Here is a 15035-nt window from a genome sequence, read left to right as displayed (position 1 = left end):
TGCCTGTCGAATCTCTCGATTTATCCCTGCCACATCCGAAGGACCCCAACAGGCAGCGCAAACGTCACCAAAGCGCCAGACCGCGGAGACGGTCCGGCGCCTGCGCGCCTCTCGGCGTTTGCTTGCAAACCCCTGCCGGCAACACATCGCTTTGCGATGTGTGAGAGGCGGGCTTCGGCCTTGATTCCGCGCTGGGGCAACGCACAATTGTAGGGTGGGCAATCTGCCCACCCCCCTTTCACCCCTCCCAATCCGTCTCAGGCAATGGTTCGCAGGATCCCGGCCAGCTTGCCGAACAGCATCTGGATCTCGTCTTCCGAGACGATCAGCGGCGGCGACAGCGCGATGATGTCGCCGGTCACCCGGATCATGATCCCCGCGTCCCAGGCCTTGTTCATCGCCTCGGCCGCCCGCGCGCCGGGGGCGCCGTCGCGGCTCTCCAGCTCGATCCCGGCCACAAGCCCGAGATTGCGCAGATCCTTCACATGCGGCAGCCCCTTCAGCCCGTGCACCGCCTCTTCCCAGAGGCCCGACAGCGCCTCGGCGCGGGCGAAAAGCCCCTCTGCGGCATAGGTCGCCAGACTCGCCTGCGCGGCCGCCACGGCGACCGGATGGGCGGAATAGGTGTAGCCGTGGAACAGCTCGATCGGCGCATCCGCGTGCTCCATCGCGGATTGGTAGATCTTGCCGCTCACCATCACCGCCCCCATCGGCACCACACCGTTGGTCAGCCCCTTGGCCGTGGTCATGATGTCCGGGGTCACCCCGAAATACTCCGCCGCCGAAGCCTTCCCGAGCCGCCCGTAGGCGGTGATGACCTCGTCGAAGATCAGCAGGATGCCGTAGCGGTCGCAGATCTCGCGCAGGCGCCGGAGATAGCCTTTCGGCGGCAGCAGCACCCCGGTCGAGCCCGCCATGGGCTCGACGATGACCGCGGCGATGGTCGAGGGATCGTGCAGCTCGGTCAGCCGCACGAGATCGTCGGCCAGCTCCGCGCCATGCTCCGGGCAGCCGTGCGAAAAGGCGTTGCGCTCCAGATCGTGGGTGTGGCGCATGTGATCGACGCCGGTCAGGAGGGAGCCGAAATGCATGCGGTTCTTGACGATCCCGCCCACCGAAATGCCGCCGAAGCCGGTGCCGTGATAGCCGCGCTCACGCCCGATCAGCCGGGTCCGCGCACCGTCGCCGCGCATGCGGTGATAATGCAGCGCGATCTTCAGCGCGGTGTCCACCGACTCCGATCCGGAGTTGGTGAAGAACACATGGTCGAGCCCGTCGGGGAACAGCGCGACCAACTGCTCGGCCAGCTCGAAGGCCTGCGGGGTGGCGAAATTGAAATGCGGTGCGTAATCGAGCGTGCCGATCTGTTTCCGCACCGCCTCGACGATGCGCGGCCGGTTGTGTCCGGCGTTGACGCACCAGAGTCCGGCGGTCGCGTCGAGGATCTGCCGCCCGTCCGAGGCGGTGTAATACATGCCGTCTGCGGCGGTGATCAGCTTGGGGTTCTGCACAAAGGCGCGGTTGGGGGTGAAGGGCATCCAGAAGCTGGAGGTCGTATTGCTGTGGGCGTTCATGGTCTGTCTCCGGTCGGGGCATCCGGCATAGCCTCTCACCGCTTCGGAAACCGGACAATCCTGATTTCTTCCGCCCTGTTTCCCCATTGAAACCGCAGGTTTTTCATATGACACTGCTTCGGATCGGAAGCAGGAAAGCACATCCGCTCATGTCATCGACCTCCAGTGACGCCATTGTCGCCCGCCGGCTGCGCGTGGTGCGCAAATCCAAGGGCCTGTCGCAGCGGGAGCTTGCGCGCCGCGCCGGTGTCGGTTCGGGCACGATCTCACAGATCGAGGCGATGACGATGCAGCCGTCGGTCTCGGTGCTGAAAAAGATCCTCGACGGGGTTCCGATGGATCTGGCCACCTTCTTCAGTTTCGAACTCTCGGGACAGGACGCCTCCGTCTACCGCCGGGGCGAACATGTCGATATTGGCGCGCCGGGGGTGAAATACCTTCTGGTCGCGCCGCAGCGGCCGGGCCGCAGCCTCCAGATGCTGCATGAATTCTACGAGCCGGGAAAGGACTCGGGCCGCCGTGCCCTGTCGCATGAGGGCGAGGAATGCGCGGTGATCGTCTCCGGCACGCTTGAGGTCACCGTGGGCGACGAGGTGCATGTGCTGAAGACGGGCGACGCCTATTACTTCAATTCCAACACGCCGCACCGGTTCCGGAATGTCGGGACAGAGGTGTGCGAGGTCGTAAGCGCCTGCACGCCGCCGAGCTTCTGAGGCGGCGGGCGCAAGGAGCGTCGTGCCGGCGGCGCCGGGACGCTAGCCGCCGGCTTTCGGCAGCACCGTCTCGAAGCGGTTGCCTTCGGTGTCGGTGGCCTTCACCGCCAGCGCCGGCGCGCCGTTGTCCGTATAGGAAAACCGGAAGCTGGGATTTTCGCTGATCGAGATGCCGCCATCCATGGAGAACAGCATTTCGTCGCCCTGCCACACCTCCAGATGGTCGATGAAATGCGCCGGGATGAAAAGCTGGGTGATCTGGTCGCGCTGCAACCCGGAATAGTTCGGATGGCGCACAAGGATCTGTGCCTCGCGGCGCGGGGTCGAGATCGCCGGGGGGTCTCCGAACAGCCGCAGTTTCATCTGCCCAAGCCCGGCCAGCGCCTTTTCGGGGTCTTTCGTGGCCGGGGCCGAGCAGCCGCCGGACGCCTTGACAAAGCGCCCGTCCATGCGCAGCCCCTGCGGCGTGCCGGCAATGACGCGGATGTTGGAATACTGGTTCACCCGCACCCGCATCTCGAAATCGAGCGGCGCCATGGCGGGAGAGAACCGGAACGCGCCGGCCACCGGCGCGGGGTTCTCGTCGATCACCACCGTGGCGGTTTCGATGCGCAGGGAGGGATCCTGCTGCACGATATGGATGGGCACCGTGGCCGCGTCCTCGGCGCGATAGGGGGCCTCGACGGTAAAGAGCCCATTGGCGGGGGCGACCGGCCCGGCCATGCCGGTGACGTCTTCGCGCAGCGAATCCCAGGTCGGGCTTGCGGTCAGCGGGTTGGGATTGTCGGCGGCCAGCGCCGGAAAAGCGCATGCTGCTGCCAGCACCGCGGCGGTGAGAGTCTTGCGGTCCATGCTTCTCCTCCTCGCATGGGATGTGGGGCACAGTGTGCCAGATTTCGCCGGTTGCCGATACCGAGCGCATGGTCGGTATGGATCACATCCTTGCGCGGGGCGAGGCTGGGCACGGGAGGACGGGCCATGTTCGAAGCTGTGGTAACGCTCTGCGCGACGCTGGCGGGGGCATCCTGCCGCGACGCGCTGCTGCCCGGATACGAGGCGGGCAGCCACGCCGACTGCGTGGCGGCGCTGGCGGCGGATCCGCCCGCGATCGCGGGGGCGGTCTGTCGCCCGGCGGGTCCGGCGCTGGACGTGACCGAGATCGCGCCGGGGGTCTTTGTGCATCGGGGAGAGATTGCCGAGCCGGATGCGGAGAACGGCGGGGATGTATCGAATCTGGGGTTCGTGATCGGTTCCCGGGCGGTGGCGGTGATCGACAGCGGCTCGGCGGCCTGGATGGGCGAGGCGCTCTACCGTGCGATCCGCGCCCGGAGCGATCTGCCGGTGGCCTATATGGTTCTGACCCATATGCATCCAGATCACGTGCTCGGGGCGTCGGTGTTTTCCGGCGCCGAGGTGATCGGCCACGCGAATCTGGCCCGGGCGCTGGCCGAGCGGCGGGACAGCTATCTTGAGAGTTTCGCGCGGCTGATCGGCATGCCGCGCTTTCTGGGCAGCGAGATGCCGCATGTGGACCGGGGGCTTGCCGGGGCGGTCTCGCTGGATCTGGGCGGGCGGATGCTGGAATTGCAGGTCTGGCCCACGGCGCATACCAGCAGCGATCTGACCGCGTTCGACCGCGCGACGGGCACGTTCTTTGCGGGCGATCTGGTGTTCGACGCGCATGCGCCGGCGCTGGATGGAAGCCTGCGCGGCTGGCAGACGGTGCTGGACACGCTTCAGGACATGGCGGTGGCGCGGCTGGTGCCGGGCCATGGCGGGCCGGTGCTGGACTGGCCTGAGGGCGGGGCGCCGCTGCGGCACTATCTGGAGGTGCTGGCCGAAGACACCCGCGCCGCCATCGCCGCCGGAGAACGGCTGGGCGAGGCGGTGACCCATATCGCCGAGAGCGAGGCAGGCGCCTGGGCGCTTTTCGAGGCCTATAACGCGCGGAACGCGACGGTGGCCTTTACCGAACTCGAATGGGAATAGTCGGGCCGGCGTCGGGGGCGTACGCTTATCCCCCGTCCGGCTGCGCAGTCTCGTACAGCATCTGCGCCAACGCATAGAGCCGCTTTTCCAGCAGCACCGGGGTTTCGCAGAGATAGGTGATCGTCTTCTGCCGGTCGGTAAAGATCCGCTGGTCCCAGTCGAGTTGTTCCTCCAGCGCGTCCACCCGGTCGTAATCCGGCGTCTCCAGCGCCATCTGGGCGTCCATCTCGCCGCGGGTCGCGTCGATGCGTTCGGACAGGGCGATCTGGCTGGTCGAAAATGCCCCGATTCCTCCGATGATCCGGGTGCGCCGCGTCGCCAGCTTGTCGAAGACCCGGGCAAAGATCTCGCCCATGAGCGCGGTATCGCGCCCCTCGCTCTCGGCAAACGCCTCTGCCGCAACCCGGGCGGCATCGAGATCGACCCGGCGCAGTGCCAGCGTTTCGGCCAGCTCTTCGGCGGCGCGGTCGGTTTCGGGGGTCAGCTTCAGCTTGGCCAGTGGTGCGGGCCACATCAGCCCGATGGACAGGTGTTCGACCTTGCGCTGGACGCAAGGCCAGGTCGGGTCCGAAAAATCGGCCGCAAGCAGCGGCCCGGCACAGCCCAGAAGGGCCGCGCTCAGGGCGATTTGTTTGATATTCAACATCGCGCTTTCCTCCCGTCGCAGACTATGGGACAGGGTGGGCCGTCTGTCCATTTCGGGGAATACCCACCAATGGGTGTATTGTTCGGTATGCGATAGCGCACCCATACTCTGGGCAATCGCCGCAGAGCGTCAGAACGACTTTAGATACCTAGGAAGGAACCTGCATGCGCACCCGTGCAGCCGTGGCCCTGGAGGCCGGCAAACCTTTGGAAATCATGGAAGTGAACCTCGAAGGCCCGAAGGCGGGCGAGGTTCTGGTCGAGATCAAGGCCACCGGGCTTTGCCACACCGACGAATTCACCCGCTCGGGCGCCGACCCGGAGGGGCTGTTCCCCTGCATTCTCGGCCATGAGGGCGCGGGTGTGGTCGTGGAAGTGGGCGAGGGCGTCACCACGCTGAAGCCCGGCGATCATGTGATTCCGCTCTATACCCCCGAGTGCCGCGAATGCCCGTCCTGCCTGTCGGGCAAGACCAATCTCTGCACCGCGATCCGCAACACGCAAGGTCAGGGCCTGATGCCCGACGGCACCACGCGGTTCTCGATGCTGGATGGCACGCCGATCTATCACTACATGGGCTGCTCGACCTTCGCCAACCACACGGTGATGCCCGAGATCGCGCTGGCGAAAGTCCGCGACGACGCGCCCTTCGACAAGATCTGCTACATCGGCTGCGGCGTCACCACCGGCATCGGCGCGGTGATCAACACCGCCGGCGTCGAGATCGGCGCGACCGCCGCCGTCTTCGGTCTGGGCGGCATCGGCCTCAACGTGATCCAGGGTCTGCGCATGGCCGGGGCCGACATGATCATCGGCGTCGACCTGAACGACGACAAGGCCGAGATGGCCAAGAAGTTCGGCATGACCCATTTCGTGAACCCGTCCAAGGTCGAGAACACGGTGCAGGCCATCGTCGATCTGACCAAGCGCGGCGCCGACCAGATCGGCGGGGTGGATTACAGCTTCGACGCCACCGGCAACGTCAAGGTGATGCGCGACGCGCTGGAATGCTCGCATCGCGGCTGGGGCGTGTCGGTGATCATCGGCGTGGCGCCCGCCGGGGCCGAGATTTCCACCCGTCCGTTCCAGCTGGTCACCGGCCGGGTCTGGAAAGGCACCGCCTTCGGTGGCGCCAAGGGCCGCACCGATGTGCCGAAATTCGTCGAGTGGTACATGGACGGCAAGATCGAGATCGACTCGATGATCACCCACAAGCTCAAGCTTGAGGAGATCAACCACGGGTTCGACCTGATGCACGAGGGCAAGTCGATCCGCGCGGTGGTGGAATACTGAGCCATGGAGATCGTTTCCCAGAACCGGAGCTTCGGCGGCACCCAGTCCGTCTACAAGCACCCGTCCAACACCTGCGGCTGCGAGATGACCTTTGCGGTCTATATGCCGCCGCAGGCCAAGGATGGCCCGGTGCCGGTGCTGTGGTATCTCTCGGGGCTCACCTGTACCCATGAGAACGCCATGACCAAGGGCGGGTTTCAGGAACATGCGGCGAAGCACGGCCTAGCGGTCGTGTTTCCCGACACCTCGCCGCGTGGCGAGGGGGTGGCCAATGACGAAGCCTATGATCTCGGGCAGGGGGCGGGGTTCTATGTGAACGCCACCCGCGATCCCTGGAAGCCGCATTTCCAGATGTACGACTACATCACCTCGGAGCTGCGCAGCATCGTCGAGGGGATGGAGGGCGTGAACGGCAAGCACGGCATCACCGGCCATTCCATGGGCGGGCACGGGGCGCTGACCCTCGCGATCCGCAACCCGGAACTTTACGACAGCCTGTCGGCCTTTGCGCCGATCGCGCATCCGACCCAGTCGGACTGGGGGCGCAAGCAGCTCTCGGCCTATCTGGGCGACGACGAGAGCGGCTGGGCCGCCCATGATTCCACGCTGCTGCTGGAGGAGCACGGCTGGAAGGGCGACATCCTGGTGGATCAGGGGGCGAGCGACCAGTTCCTCGACCTGCTGAAGCCCGAGGCGCTGGCCGCGGCCATTGCCAAGCGGCGCCAGTCGGCGACGTTCCGGATGCAGGAAGGGTACGACCATTCGTATTTCTTCGTGAACAGCTTCGCGGGCGACCATGTGGCCTGGCATGCGGAAAGGCTGACCTGACTTCAGAGCTGACTTAGGGAGGAGGACCTTATGCTCGACAAACTGCTCGCAACCGCGTGCATGACGCTACTGTCGGCCGGGATGGCCCTGGCCGACAGCCATGGCGACCTGCCCGGAGACCCCGCCGCCGGCGAGAAGGTCTTCCGCAAGTGCAAGGCCTGCCACGCGGTGGGCGAGGGAGCCGAGGCCAAGACCGGCCCGGTGCTGAACGGCGTCGTGGGCCGCACCATCGCCGCCGAACCCGGTTTCGACTATTCCGACGCGCTCAAGGCCCTGTCCGAGAAGGACGGCACCTGGACGCCGGAAGAGCTCGACGCGTTTCTGACCAAGCCGCGCGATTTCGCCAAGGGCACCAAGATGTCCTTTGCCGGTCTGCGCAAGGACCAGGAACGCGCCGATGTGATCGCATATCTGGCAACATTCAGCATGGAGGGAGGCTCTTAACCAAGACCACCACGTCCAGGATTCGGGGGGAGGAGAAGAGGCCCCGTATCTGGAGGAGAACAGCGGCCCGGGACTGCATGGCCGCAGGCGGATAACGCCGAAAACCCAAGGGAGTAGGAAATGAAGAAGCTGACGCTTTTGACGTCGGGTGTGGCTCTATGCGCCGCGACCATGGCCATGGCCAACGACGACCTGATGACCCAGATGGACAACCCCGCGCAATGGGCGATCCAGACGGGCGACTATGCCAACCAGCGTTATTCCGAGCTTGACCAGATCAACGCCGGCAATGTGGACGACCTACAGGTCGCCTGGACCTTCTCGACCGGCGTTCTGCGCGGGCACGAGGGCTCTCCGCTGGTGGTGGGCGACACGATGTTCGTGCACACGCCTTTCCCCAACATCGTCTATGCGCTCGATCTCAACGAGGACGGCCGCATCAAGTGGCGTTACGAACCCAAGCAGGATCCGAACGTCATTCCGGTGATGTGCTGCGACACGGTGAACCGGGGTGTGGCCTATGCCGACGGCAAGATCTTCCTGCACCAGGCCGACACCAAGGTGGTGGCGCTCGATGCCAACACCGGCGAGGTGCTGTGGGAGGTGATGAACGGCGACGCGTCCAAGGGCGAGACCAACACCGCCACGGTGATGCCGGTCAAGGACAAGGTGATCGTCGGGATTTCCGGCGGCGAATTCGGCGTGCGCGGCTCGGTGACGGCCTACAACATGGAAACCGGGGCACTGGAATGGCGCGCCTATTCCATGGGCCCGGACAGCGATATCCTGATGGACCCGCAGACCACCACCCATCTTGGCACGCCGGTGGGCGAGAACTCGGGCACCAACACCTGGGAAGGCGATCAGTGGATGATCGGCGGCGGCACCACCTGGGGCTGGTATTCCTACGATCCCGAGGCCGACCTGATCTATTACGGCACCGGCAACCCCTCGACCTGGAACCCGGCGCAGCGGCCCGGCGACAACCGCTGGTCGATGACCATCATGGCGCGCGATCCCGACGACGGCATGGCCAAATGGGTCTATCAGATGACGCCCCATGACGAGTGGGATTATGACGGCATCAACGAGATGATCCTGACCGATCAGGAAGTGAACGGCGAGATGCGCAAGCTGCTCACCCATTTCGACCGGAACGGCCTTGGCTATACGCTCGACCGCATCACCGGCGAGCTGCTGGTGGCCGAGAAATACGATCCGGCGGTGAACTGGACCACCGGCGTCGACATGGACCCGAACTCGGCGACCTATGGCCGCCCGGCGGTTGTGGCCGAATATTCCACCGAGCAGAACGGCGAGGACGTGAACTCGACCGGCATCTGCCCGGCGGCGCTGGGGTCGAAAGACCAGCAACCGGCGTCCTTCTCGCCGAAAACCGGCCTCTTCTACGTGCCGACCAACCACGTCTGCATGGATTACGAGCCGTTCCGGGTCAGCTACACCGCCGGTCAGCCCTATGTGGGCGCGACGCTGGCGATGTATCCGGCGCCCGACAGCCACGGCGGCATGGGCAACTTCATCGCCTGGGACAACATCGCGGGCGAGATCAAGTGGTCGATCCCCGAGCAGTTCTCGGTCTGGTCGGGCGCTCTGGCCACCGCGGGTGACGTGGTGTTCTACGGCACGCTCGAAGGCTATCTGAAGGCGGTGTCGGCGGACACCGGCGAGGAGCTTTACCGCTTCAAGACCCCCTCGGGCATCATCGGCAACGTGATGACCTACGAGCATGGCGGCAAGCAGTATATCGGCATCCTCTCGGGCGTCGGCGGCTGGGCAGGCATCGGCCTCGCGGCGGGCCTGACCAATCCGAACGACGGTCTTGGCGCGGTGGGCGGCTATTCCGCACTGTCCGATTACACCGCGCTCGGTGGCCAGCTGACGGTCTTTGCCCTTCCCGACTGATCCGCAGACCTTGCGCCGGGCCGGCGCGGCATCACGCCCGCGCCGGCCCCCATCCCTCCAAAATTCCTCAGGACAGGTGACCATGACCCGATCCCTCAGCCTTCTTGCAGCCGCCGCCTGCCTCGTCTCGGCCACCGCCCTTTCCGCGGCGGACAAGGTCTCGATGGACGACCCCAACATCAAGGCGGCCTACGAAGAAGACGGACGCTATTACACCGATGACGGCGTGCCCACCTTCAACGTGGCCGAAGACGGCACGGTGGACTGGCCGACCTTCTCAGGCTTTCGTCGCTACCACGCCGAGTGCCATGTCTGCCACGGCCCGGATGGCGAAGGCTCGACCTATGCCCCGGCGCTGAAGAACTCGGCGCTCGATCTGGATTATTACGATTTCATCGACGTCGTGACCAATGGTCGCCAGAAGGTCGGCGCGGCCGAGAACTCGGTGATGCCCGCCTTCGGCACCAATCCCAACGTGATGTGCTACCTCGACGACATCTATACCTATCTCAAGGCGCATGGCTCCGGCGCAATCGCGCGCGGCCGCCCCGCCAAGAAAGAGAAGAAAGGTGAAGTCTTTGCCGAGATGGAAAATGCCTGCATGGGGTCGTAACCTGCGCCGCTGTCTTGCGGCGGTGCTGGCGGCCCTGCTGGTCTTCCACGGCGGGCCGGGTGACGCGCAAACCTCTGATCTCGTCTCCCGGACAGCGTTCAGGGTTTGCGCCGATCCGGCCAACGATCCGATGTCGATGCAGGACGGATCGGGCTATGAGAACCGGCTGGCCGAGCTGATCGCGTCGAAGCTGGATTTGCCGGTGCAGTACACCTGGTATCCGATGGCGACGGGGTTCATCCGCAACACGCTGAAGGCGGGGAAATGCGATGTGGTGATGGGCTATGCCCAGGGCCACGAGCTGGTGCTGAACACCAACCATTACATGACCTCGGTCTATGTTCTGGTGGTGCCCACGGACGGGCCGCTGGCGGAGGTGACGCAGCTTTCCGATCCCCGGCTACAGGGGCTCTCCATCGGTGTGGTGGCGGGCTCGCCGCCCGCGACGCATATGGCGCGCTACGGGCTCATCGGCAAGGCGCGGCCCTATCATCTGGTGGTCGACCGCCGCCATGAAAGCCCCGCCGTCGATATGCTGAACGATCTGGCTGCGGGCGAGATCGGCGCGGCGGTGCTCTGGGGGCCGCTGGCAGGGCCTTTGGTCCGGCGCGACCACCCGGATCTGACGGTGATCCCGCTGCTGCACGAGGCGGCCTTTCCCAAACTTTTCTACCGCATCACCATGGGGGTGCGGCAGGGCGAGAAGGTCTGGCAGCGCAAGCTGAACTCTTTGATCCGCCGCAATCAGGGCGAGATCGACGCGCTGCTGGCCGAGGCCGGAGTGCCGCTGGTACGCGACATGGGCGACGGGATGCTCGAGGTCGGACAATGATCCGGGCGCTGGCGGTGGCGCTGCTGCTGCCGGCGCTGGCCTTTGCCGGAGAGCCGGAGCCCGAGGGCTACCGCATGGATCACTACCGGGGGCCGGTGCCCGATACGTTGACAGGGGCCACGGTGGTCGATGCCGAAGTGGCGTTTGCGCTCTGGCAGTCCGGGGCGGTGGCCTTCATCGACGTGCTGCCGCAGGCACCGAAACCCGCCAACCTGCCCGAAGGCACGATCTGGCGCGACAAGCCGCGCGACAGCATTCCCGGCGCGATCTGGCTGCCCAATGTGGGCTATGGCGCGATTGCCGATGTGACCGAGGCCTATTTCCGCGCGGGGCTGGCGGAGGCGACGGGGGGCGACCTGGCGCACCCGGTGCTGTTTTTCTGCCTGGCGGAGTGCTGGATGAGTTGGAACGCCGCGAAGCGGGCGTTGGAGTACGGCTATTCGACGGTCTACTGGTTTCCCGAGGGCACCGATGGCTGGGTGTTTCAGGACTATCCGACAGAGCGGGGCACCCCACGGGAGCCGCAGCCGTAAACGGAGTAAGGCGGTGCGCCTCCGGCGGGCGTATTCCTAGAAAGATGAAAGGCAGGGCGATCCGCATTTCCGGCCGGTCGCCTGTAGGGTGGGCAATCCTTGCCCACCGCTCCCTCACACCCCGGAGAGCAGCGCGTCCAGCGCGCGCACGATCTCGTCCCGCATCACCGCCAGCGAACCCACCCGCTCGCCCAGCTCGGCCACGGTCAGCGTTGCGGCAAGCTGCGGCATCAGCAGGAAGCGCTCCGCCCCCACCTGCACCGAAGGGTTGAGCGGCGCCATCACCCGGCCGATCTGGTCTGCAGGGATCAGGGGCGCCACGACGCGGGTCTGAAGCCCGTCGAGCAGGTCGCTTTGCAGCACGGTCACAAGCGTGCCGTCGCCCATGCGGTAGAGATCGAACTGCGCGGCCATGGCTCAGAACTTGCGCCGGTCCGCCAGCGGCACCCCCTGCGTGTCGATAAAGGCGTTGTAATCGGCAATGGCGCCCGCATGCTGCGCTTTCCACTGCCGGGCGCGTTCGGCCGAGATGGCGGCGGCCACGCCGCTTTCCGCCGCGCGCGAGATATTGATCCCCAGTTGCCGCGCCTCGTCGAGAAGCGCGGGGTCGAGCGTCATGCTGGTGGATTTGCGGGCGCGGGCGGTCATGGCAGACTCCGGGGAGGGCATAATCATGCCGCTATATATACCGCAGAATGACGGTATCGTACAGGGTGGTTTTCCGCCGCTCAGAACCCCGCCAGATCCTTGTGCGCCGTGGTCACCGTGCCCGAGATGTCGGTCATGGTCACATCCACCGACCGCGTGGCGCCGGGCACCGAGAGGCTTACCTGCGGGTTTTCCGAGAGCGAGATGCTGCCGGTCATCTCCACATAGCCGCCGCCGTCGGTCTGGATCTCGACCCGCTCCACATAGCGCATGGGAAGGAAGAGCAGCGTGATCTGGTCCATCTGCATGCCCGAATGCGACGGGTGCGAGATGTCCACGTCGAGCCGCTTCAGCCGGGCCGCCAGCCCCGCCAGCCGCTCCGCCGCGCTGCCGGGCACATCGCCCGTAACCGTGAGCACCATTTCGCCCAGCGTCGCCAGCGCCGCCTCGGGGTCGGTGCCGGGCGGCGCCGCGCAGGCGCCCTGACCCGAGGTCTTGACGAAGGCTTCTGACACGAAGAGCCGCCCGTCGCTCATCTCGGCCACCACATGCACCGGGGTCGGCCCGTTGATGCGCAGCGTCGTGTCGAAGAAGAAGCGTTGCTGAGGCTCTTTCAGCGTAAAGACCGCCGAAACCGGCATCGGGTTCTCGTCGAGCACCACCGAGACCTTGCCGATCCGCGCGCCCGGCGGCGCGGCCACCTGCGCGGCGATCCGGGTGCGGGCGTCATTGGCGGTGCGATAGGGGGCGTCGAGCGCGATCACCCCGGCGCCCTCCAGCATCGCCCGGTCGCCATAGAGCTGATAGCGGACCGAGTCCCAGGCCTCCCCGGCCCAGGCGGGCAGGGCGGTGAGGATCAGCAGGGCGGCAAGGGCAGGTCTCATGGCAGGTCTCCGTGCAGGATGAAGGCGCCGAAGGCGCGGGGCCCGTCGGCGGTGCCGTAGCTGGCCACCACCTCCAGCGTCTCCGCGTCGATCAGGCTCAGCGTGTTGTCGAACCAGTTGGCGACCGCGATATGCCCGTCCGAGGTGGCGGCGATGCCTTCGGGGTATTCGCCGACCTCGATCACGCCGACCGGGCTCAGATCGTCGAGCGCGATGACGCTGACCGTGTCGGCATATTGGTTGGTGACAAAGGCGCGGCCTGCGGCAAAGCCCACGCCATAGGGGCGTTCCCCCACCGGCAGCGTGGCCAGCACCTCGCCCGACGCGGGGTCGATCACCGTCACGTCGTTGCTGCCGACATTGCCGACAAACAGCCGCCCGTCCGGGGCAAAGCCCAGCCCGAACGGTCGCGTGCCGACGCGCGTGGTGTGGCGCAGGGTCAGGGTTGCGGCGTCGTAAAAGCGGACACGGTCGGCGTCGCGCTCTGCCACGGCCAGCACCGCCCCGTCCGGCGACAGCGCCAGCCCGGAGGGCGCGGCATCGGCGGGCAGCTCGCCCAGCGGCGCCAGCGTTGCGCCGTCGAGCACCCAGAGCCGGGCGTTGTACCAGTCCGACACGAACAGCCGGTCGCGCGCCGCGTCATAGGTCGCGGCGATGGGGCCGCCGTCCAGCGTGACCTCGGCCAGCACCTCGCCCGCAAAGGAAAACCGCCGCACCGCCTTGCTGTCGGGCGACACGGTGTAGACCGCGCCGCCCGTGTCCACCGCCACGCCCGCCGGTTTCCCCGGAACGGTCCAGCGCGCGTGTTCCTCTCCGGTGGACAAGTCCAGAACGCTGACCGCGTCCCCGTTCTGGCAGGTCACAAAGGCCACATCCCCCGCCGCGGGCCATGCGGCGAGGGTCAGCGCAAGGCTCAGCGCCGTATTACGAAGCGGGCGCACCGAACCGCTCGACCAGCGCGTCGAGCCCGGCCTGATAGACCGCCGACACCGCCGCGATGGCGGCCTCGTCGTTCAGCTCGGGCGGCGGATCGTTGTTGGGGTAGCCGCGATAGAAGGCGCCGCGCCATTCCACCACCGAACCGCCGCCGTCGCGCGGCATCACGGTCAGATGCGAGGAATAATTGGTGACCGGCAGCACCTCCACCGCCACCTCGGTGATGCGGTAGGAATAGGACATTTTCTCGGCGCTGTATTTGTACAGGATCTCGTCGATCTTGGGACCGTCGGCGCCCGCGTCGCTCAGATACAGCATGCGGGTGGCGTCGATCTCGTTGCCGCCCTGTCCCTCCTGCGACACCACCGCCGGGTGCCAGCTCATGTCCTGGAAATTGCCGATCACGGCCCAGACCTCGGCAGGCTCCGCCGCCACCTCGGTCGTCAGCGTGATCTTCTGCCGGCTCGGCCCATGGGCCAGCGCCATGCCGGGCACCAGCGCCAGCGCCGCCCCCGACATCAGCAAATACCGTCTGTTCATTCCTCCTCCTCCCTGAAGAATGTGTTGTTCAAGATGTAGCGCATGCCGCGCGTCCAGCTTTCGTCCGTGTTGCCGCGAATATCGACCACGCGGCCCTTGACCATTTGGCCGGTCGCGGCGCTGCGCATCTGCAGGTTCATGGTCAGGATCAGGTTCGAGACCTTCTGAACCTCGCCCACCAGCGCATAATCGGCGCCCAGCTTTGCGGCCATGCGCGTGTCGCAGCCATAGCATTTCGCCGGGTTCACGATCCGGTCGCGTTCCTTGGCCACCGGGGTCAGATCGGCCAGCGCATAGCCCTCCTCCGTAAAGCGCGCGCGCACCTGCTCTTCCAGCATTGCCAGCCGGGCAAGCTCTGCCGGGTCCTGGCCCAGTTCGGCGGTTTGAAGCGAGGAATCCAGCAAGGTGATGCCGAAGAAGGCCACCGTCTCCTCCGCTTGTGCCGCGCCGCAGAGCGCCAGGCTCAGGATGACAACGCGCGTAAGCATTTCCCCCTTCTTAGAAATTAAGAGTCGCGCCTCATGGTGCCGCCGCTACCCTAGAGCCTGCAACCGAACCAAAAGTATCGGTTCCGCCCAAGCCGGAGACTCGGGCAGGGTTGCGCAAAGCCCGACAAAAACAGCCGGGCATCTGGGAGGAG

General features: G+C 66.0%; 18 protein-coding genes. 9 read left to right on the top strand and 9 right to left on the bottom strand.

Annotated elements, in window-relative coordinates; translation table 11 throughout:
• Positions 1-257: 257 nt before the first annotated feature.
• A complete protein-coding gene (aptA, locus tag M4578_RS11160) occupies positions 258-1574 on the bottom strand; it encodes an omega-aminotransferase AptA (protein WP_258093495.1) in 1317 nt (438 codons plus the stop codon).
• A 149-nt stretch (positions 1575-1723) separates the two neighbouring features.
• On the opposite strand from aptA, the gene M4578_RS11155 reads away from it, so the two are divergent.
• Complete coding sequence (locus M4578_RS11155) at positions 1724-2287, top strand: cupin domain-containing protein (RefSeq protein ID WP_258093494.1); 564 nt, start codon at positions 1724-1726, stop codon at positions 2285-2287.
• A 42-nt stretch (positions 2288-2329) separates the two neighbouring features.
• Here the strand turns inward: M4578_RS11155 and M4578_RS11150 are convergent, their stop codons facing one another.
• Positions 2330-3139: a quinoprotein dehydrogenase-associated SoxYZ-like carrier gene (locus M4578_RS11150; protein ID WP_258093493.1), complete on the bottom strand. Its 810-nt coding sequence runs from the start codon at positions 3137-3139 to the stop codon at positions 2330-2332.
• A gap of 126 nt (positions 3140-3265) precedes the next feature.
• On the opposite strand from M4578_RS11150, the gene M4578_RS11145 reads away from it, so the two are divergent.
• A complete protein-coding gene (locus M4578_RS11145) occupies positions 3266-4276 on the top strand; it encodes a quinoprotein relay system zinc metallohydrolase 2 (protein ID WP_258093492.1) in 1011 nt (336 codons plus the stop codon).
• Between the two features lie 25 nt (positions 4277-4301).
• Here M4578_RS11145 and M4578_RS11140 read toward each other — a convergent pair whose 3' ends face one another.
• On the bottom strand, positions 4302-4922 hold the full coding sequence (locus tag M4578_RS11140) for a hypothetical protein (protein WP_258093491.1): 621 nt from the start codon (positions 4920-4922) through the stop codon (positions 4302-4304).
• A 164-nt stretch (positions 4923-5086) separates the two neighbouring features.
• Between M4578_RS11140 and M4578_RS11135 the strand changes: the two genes are divergently transcribed.
• The 7 genes from M4578_RS11135 (at position 5087) to M4578_RS11105 (ending at position 11387) form a co-directional block, all read left to right on the top strand.
• Positions 5087-6214, top strand: coding sequence for an S-(hydroxymethyl)glutathione dehydrogenase/class III alcohol dehydrogenase (locus M4578_RS11135; protein WP_258093490.1), 1128 nt, complete (start codon positions 5087-5089; stop codon positions 6212-6214).
• Positions 6215-6217: 3 nt separating this feature from the next.
• The gene (gene fghA, locus M4578_RS11130) at positions 6218-7042 is read left to right on the top strand and encodes an S-formylglutathione hydrolase (RefSeq protein WP_258093489.1); all 825 of its coding nucleotides are present in this window, start codon (positions 6218-6220) and stop codon (positions 7040-7042) included.
• Between the two features lie 30 nt (positions 7043-7072).
• Positions 7073-7486, top strand: a complete 414-nt coding sequence (locus tag M4578_RS11125; protein ID WP_258093488.1) for a c-type cytochrome — start codon at positions 7073-7075, stop codon at positions 7484-7486.
• Between the two features lie 120 nt (positions 7487-7606).
• Positions 7607-9409, top strand: coding sequence for a methanol/ethanol family PQQ-dependent dehydrogenase (locus M4578_RS11120; protein ID WP_258093487.1), 1803 nt, complete (start codon positions 7607-7609; stop codon positions 9407-9409).
• A gap of 82 nt (positions 9410-9491) precedes the next feature.
• Positions 9492-10022 (top strand): c-type cytochrome, methanol metabolism-related, encoded by a 531-nt coding sequence (locus M4578_RS11115; protein ID WP_258093486.1) that lies wholly within the window; start codon positions 9492-9494, stop codon positions 10020-10022.
• The gene (locus tag M4578_RS11110) at positions 10003-10854 is read left to right on the top strand and encodes a substrate-binding domain-containing protein (protein ID WP_258093485.1); all 852 of its coding nucleotides are present in this window, start codon (positions 10003-10005) and stop codon (positions 10852-10854) included. Before M4578_RS11115 ends, M4578_RS11110 begins: the two co-directional genes overlap by 20 nt.
• The gene (locus tag M4578_RS11105) at positions 10851-11387 is read left to right on the top strand and encodes a PQQ-dependent catabolism-associated CXXCW motif protein (protein ID WP_258093484.1); all 537 of its coding nucleotides are present in this window, start codon (positions 10851-10853) and stop codon (positions 11385-11387) included. The genes M4578_RS11110 and M4578_RS11105 overlap by 4 nt, the downstream gene beginning before the upstream one ends.
• Before the next feature lie 114 nt (positions 11388-11501).
• On the opposite strand, the gene M4578_RS11100 is transcribed toward M4578_RS11105, so the two are convergent.
• The 6 genes from M4578_RS11100 to M4578_RS11075 all read right to left on the bottom strand — a co-directional run bounded on the left by M4578_RS11100 (position 11502) and on the right by M4578_RS11075 (position 14883).
• Positions 11502-11801 carry a CcdB family protein gene (locus M4578_RS11100; RefSeq protein ID WP_258093483.1) on the bottom strand — a complete coding sequence of 100 codons (300 nt, stop codon included), beginning with the start codon at positions 11799-11801 and terminating at the stop codon, positions 11502-11504.
• Between the two features lie 3 nt (positions 11802-11804).
• Positions 11805-12035, bottom strand: coding sequence for a type II toxin-antitoxin system CcdA family antitoxin (locus M4578_RS11095; protein WP_258093482.1), 231 nt, complete (start codon positions 12033-12035; stop codon positions 11805-11807).
• Positions 12036-12115: 80 nt separating this feature from the next.
• Complete coding sequence (locus M4578_RS11090; protein ID WP_258093481.1) at positions 12116-12919, bottom strand: quinoprotein dehydrogenase-associated SoxYZ-like carrier; 804 nt, start codon at positions 12917-12919, stop codon at positions 12116-12118.
• A complete protein-coding gene (locus M4578_RS11085) occupies positions 12916-13860 on the bottom strand; it encodes a YncE family protein (RefSeq protein ID WP_258093480.1) in 945 nt (314 codons plus the stop codon). The genes M4578_RS11090 and M4578_RS11085 overlap by 4 nt, the downstream gene beginning before the upstream one ends.
• Positions 13844-14395 carry an SRPBCC family protein gene (locus M4578_RS11080; protein ID WP_258093479.1) on the bottom strand — a complete coding sequence of 184 codons (552 nt, stop codon included), beginning with the start codon at positions 14393-14395 and terminating at the stop codon, positions 13844-13846. The genes M4578_RS11085 and M4578_RS11080 overlap by 17 nt, the downstream gene beginning before the upstream one ends.
• Complete coding sequence (locus M4578_RS11075) at positions 14392-14883, bottom strand: DUF3280 domain-containing protein (RefSeq protein WP_258093478.1); 492 nt, start codon at positions 14881-14883, stop codon at positions 14392-14394. Before M4578_RS11075 ends, M4578_RS11080 begins: the two co-directional genes overlap by 4 nt.
• Between the last annotated feature and the right edge of the window lie 152 nt (positions 14884-15035).

The sequence above is a fragment of the Salipiger pentaromativorans genome (assembly GCF_024721115.1).
GTDB lineage: Bacteria > Pseudomonadota > Alphaproteobacteria > Rhodobacterales > Rhodobacteraceae > Salipiger > Salipiger pentaromativorans.
The sequence above is the reverse complement of the archived record's forward strand: the minus strand, read 5'-3'. Positions and strand labels throughout refer to the sequence as shown.

Coding starts and splice junctions, on each gene's coding strand:
- aptA (WP_258093495.1), bottom strand. CDS start 1,574: ATGAACGCCCACAGCAATACGACCTCCAGCTTCTGGATGCCCTTCACC.
- M4578_RS11120 (WP_258093487.1), top strand. CDS start 7,607: ATGAAGAAGCTGACGCTTTTGACGTCGGGTGTGGCTCTATGCGCCGCG.
- M4578_RS11140 (WP_258093491.1), bottom strand. CDS start 4,922: ATGTTGAATATCAAACAAATCGCCCTGAGCGCGGCCCTTCTGGGCTGT.
- M4578_RS11075 (WP_258093478.1), bottom strand. CDS start 14,883: ATGCTTACGCGCGTTGTCATCCTGAGCCTGGCGCTCTGCGGCGCGGCA.
- M4578_RS11110 (WP_258093485.1), top strand. CDS start 10,003: ATGCCTGCATGGGGTCGTAACCTGCGCCGCTGTCTTGCGGCGGTGCTG.
- M4578_RS11155 (WP_258093494.1), top strand. CDS start 1,724: ATGTCATCGACCTCCAGTGACGCCATTGTCGCCCGCCGGCTGCGCGTG.
- fghA (WP_258093489.1), top strand. CDS start 6,218: ATGGAGATCGTTTCCCAGAACCGGAGCTTCGGCGGCACCCAGTCCGTC.
- M4578_RS11100 (WP_258093483.1), bottom strand. CDS start 11,801: ATGGCCGCGCAGTTCGATCTCTACCGCATGGGCGACGGCACGCTTGTG.
- M4578_RS11090 (WP_258093481.1), bottom strand. CDS start 12,919: ATGAGACCTGCCCTTGCCGCCCTGCTGATCCTCACCGCCCTGCCCGCC.
- M4578_RS11095 (WP_258093482.1), bottom strand. CDS start 12,035: ATGACCGCCCGCGCCCGCAAATCCACCAGCATGACGCTCGACCCCGCG.
- M4578_RS11125 (WP_258093488.1), top strand. CDS start 7,073: ATGCTCGACAAACTGCTCGCAACCGCGTGCATGACGCTACTGTCGGCC.
- M4578_RS11145 (WP_258093492.1), top strand. CDS start 3,266: ATGTTCGAAGCTGTGGTAACGCTCTGCGCGACGCTGGCGGGGGCATCC.
- M4578_RS11105 (WP_258093484.1), top strand. CDS start 10,851: ATGATCCGGGCGCTGGCGGTGGCGCTGCTGCTGCCGGCGCTGGCCTTT.
- M4578_RS11115 (WP_258093486.1), top strand. CDS start 9,492: ATGACCCGATCCCTCAGCCTTCTTGCAGCCGCCGCCTGCCTCGTCTCG.
- M4578_RS11080 (WP_258093479.1), bottom strand. CDS start 14,395: ATGAACAGACGGTATTTGCTGATGTCGGGGGCGGCGCTGGCGCTGGTG.
- M4578_RS11135 (WP_258093490.1), top strand. CDS start 5,087: ATGCGCACCCGTGCAGCCGTGGCCCTGGAGGCCGGCAAACCTTTGGAA.
- M4578_RS11150 (WP_258093493.1), bottom strand. CDS start 3,139: ATGGACCGCAAGACTCTCACCGCCGCGGTGCTGGCAGCAGCATGCGCT.